The organism is Methanospirillum sp. (genome assembly GCF_035406105.1).
In the GTDB taxonomy this organism is placed as follows: Archaea; Halobacteriota; Methanomicrobia; order Methanomicrobiales; family Methanospirillaceae; genus Methanospirillum.
The window spans coordinates 1-3,319 of record NZ_DAONKG010000243.1; the positions used below are offsets into that span (position 1 = coordinate 1).

Annotated in this window: 2 protein-coding genes and 1 tRNA gene; 1 reads left to right on the top strand and 2 read right to left on the bottom strand. The window is 46.9% G+C overall.

Features of this window, described 5'->3' with window-relative positions; translation table 11 throughout:
• Together PLA23_RS11780 and PLA23_RS11785 are read right to left on the bottom strand one after the other, a co-directional pair.
• The coding region (locus PLA23_RS11780) for a HEAT repeat domain-containing protein (protein WP_324475302.1) at positions 1 to 1,984 on the bottom strand (1,984 nt) is incomplete at its 3' end.
• A gap of 341 nt (positions 1,985 to 2,325) precedes the next feature.
• Positions 2,326 to 2,398, bottom strand: a tRNA-Lys gene (locus PLA23_RS11785).
• A gap of 85 nt (positions 2,399 to 2,483) precedes the next feature.
• On the opposite strand from PLA23_RS11785, the gene PLA23_RS11790 reads away from it, so the two are divergent.
• On the top strand, positions 2,484 to 3,319 hold an 836-nt coding region (locus tag PLA23_RS11790; protein ID WP_324475303.1), incomplete at its 3' end, for a DHH family phosphoesterase.

The window sequence follows — 3,319 nt, forward strand, 5'->3', positions numbered from 1 at the left end:
CAATCTCTTCATCACGAAGACACGCTACCAGGTCGGGTATGGCATCAGGACCGATGCGAATGAGAAAACTGGTAATCTCAAGCTTCCGATCATCATCTGACTCATTCCGAAGTGCATTGAGAAACGGTACAATTGCGTCTTTTCCAAAACGGGAGAGCAGATCTCCTGCGATAAGTGCCCGTGATCCATCATCTTCCTGGAAGATTTCGATTAATTCCGGAATAACAATTTCCGGAGACGAATGAAAAAGTTCAAACAACAGTTCGGTATCAGGTACCTGACCGGCAAAAAGTCGATGAATAAATTTTTTGGGATCCTGATGAAATAATCCGGTCAGATACATTTTGATCTCTTTTGTGAGCTCAGGTCCACTTCCGGGGAGGGCAGAAATGAGGGAGGCAGTTGCATCAGCTCCCAGTTCTGTAATCAGAGTCATCGCTTCCTCATGACCTTCCTTTCCGGGGATCATGAAGGGGATCAGATAGGGCAGTGCAGCAGTCTTATTCTCTCGTAGAATCTCCAGGACTATAGCATGGTTTGCACCCATCGAATCTGAAAGGGAGTCAACCAGATGGGGAACAGCCATCTCACCATCCCTGATGAGGGCCATACGGGCAAGGTCAACAGCCTCTTCGTTACCTGACCCGAGAACCTGGATCAGACGCGGGACGGCAATCTCACCAGATCGTATAAGGTTCTCCAAAGCAGTCTCCCTGACATCCCGATCGGGATGGTACAATGCGGTTATTAATGGTTCAATTGACCGGACTGGATCTATCTGAATGAGAAGATCAAGAGCAAATACCGCTGTTTTTCCCCGTTCACGTTCTGAGGCCTCCTCCAGAAAAGGAAATGCAAGTCTTCCCATTGAGAGAAATGCCTCTTTGAGTGCGGTTGTATCTGTCTGATTCTGTACTGAACTGATAAGGAAGGGGATGGTTACCGCCCCCATGCGGGACAGAATCTGAACCATCAGTTTTGAACGCTCACCTTTCGACCGGTTCAGGTTTTCAATAAGGTACGGGATAGCAGGCTCACCAATGTGGTGCACTACGGAGATTATGGGTTCACGTTCAGTATCACGGCGGATTGCCAGTTCTTCCAACAGATGAGGTATAACTGGCTCTCCTATCCTGGTCAGCGCATTTTCCGAGACTTTCCGGACTTCCGGGTCCTGATCATACAATCCTGCAATAAGAGGAACGAACGCAGACTCGCCAAACTCAAGGAATGCCTTCTGGGCCATCGAGGAGGTGACAGGATTTGGATCTTTTAAGGCCTGATAAAGGGGATCCAGAGCAGGCTTTCCAATCTCACTGATTATGTAAAATTTCAGTTCACGAAGCCATTCCTCATCCTGTCCGCACGAACTGAGCAGATCTAAAACGACCTGATCACCAAGGATGATAAGATATGCAGCGATTCGGGCCCTGACATCTTCATGGTCATGAGCGAGACCTTTGATAAGCGGATGAACCGCTGATTTTCCGAATGACTCAAAAAGCCCTTCAATAAACCGGATAGTTGTCTGATCCGATGTGCCGTACGCATCAATTAATATCGGAATAATCCGTGTACCCATAGAATTAAGGATATATCCGGCCCGTTCGTATCCAATCCCCTGCAGGGAATGTATCTGGTTTACAATCTCTCTTGCTGCCTCGTCTCCCATTGCGGTCAGTGTCGTATGAATCATCCGGGCGGTCTGTTCATCACATGTCGATAATGCAAAAATCAACGACTGAATGGCCTCTGATCCGATCTGAACCAGCGCATGTGACGCGGCAGTTCTGATCCCATAATCAGAATCCTGAAATAGCCTAATGAGTTCGCCCACTGCAACCGGCGTCTTCATCCGTCCGAGTGCTAATATTGCCTCTTTCCGTATGGAAGTATCATATTTGCTATCCAATAACCGGAGAAGACCTTTCAAATCCCCTTTAAGTCTCATTCGTTCCGGATTTGGTCTGAAAATTGTCTTCATATCCCCCCTTTCCCCACTGGTTTTGTATTTAGAGTGTTCTGAAATACATATCAGAATTCCGTATGGTGATTATCATACTGATATTAATCGTATTTTCCTTTGAGACCACCCCATCCGGTATACCCGCAATAGATACAGCCGGCCCCATTACAATGACGACACATCTTCTCAGGCCAGGTTACCAAAACCTGCCCTTTTAAATTGCAAAAACAGCATCCGGCACCTTCACAGTGCTGACATGTGACTTCAACGTATTCTGGTTCTGTTCCAGTCATCAGAGAATTTTTTGAGAGAGAACAATAAATAACCGATTGTTAAAAAATTCAAAAAGAAACAACGAGCGGGCCTGAAGGGACTCGAACCCCTGGCCTGCGGATTAAGAGTCCGCCGCTCTACCGACTAAGCTACAGACCCGTTGTGCCATAACATGTTAGTGATTCAAATATATATAGTTTTCTTGCGTCCCTTTATACCTCTATAATCCAACCTATACCTGAATATGCCTGGATTCAGCCCGGCAGCGTCACCTGGGATCAGAACCTACCTTATATGCGGTTGTGGGAGTGTAGGATATCTAATCCTTGAAGAATTGAAAAAAGAAGGTGGCAGACTGCTCTGTATGGACAGCAATCCTGAACGTGTTCAGGAACTACGGGAGCAGAAGATTGAAGCATTTCTTCGGGATCTCACCGATCCTGACATGCTTCAGGGAATAGACCCGTTTGATATCGCCTTTGTGGTCAGTGACAATCATGAGGCAAATATTACCGGTCTGAAAACGGTCAGGCGACTTTATCCACGGGTTCACATTGTGGCCCGTGCGCAGGATCCCATCAATGAAAAACTTTTGATGAAGGAGGGCGCGGACCTTGTTCTCTACCCACAGCATGTGGTTGCACGAGCTGCCATCGAACATTTACACCAGCTTGAAAAACATAACGTATCCCGCGATCTCTATGCTCTCCTTGCATCCTGGTCAGGAGTATTTGGTATTGTGACGCATACCAATCCTGACCCGGATGCCATTGCAAGTGCGATGGCCCTCTCAGCGATTGCAAAACGGGCAAATCCAAATCTGGAGACACGGATCATCTATGATGGTATCATCGGGCACCAGGAGAACCGGACCTTAGTAAATCTCCTTGATATCAGAATGGAGAAACTCAAACCGGAAACATTGAATGAGTGTACACACATCGCTCTTGTTGACAGCAAAGGACCAGGAGCCAATAATGGTCTCATTCATTCAATGCCGGTTGATATTATCATCGATCACCACCAGGAGGATATTTCGGACCTTGATCGGGCCCATTTCATCGACATAAGACAGAATGT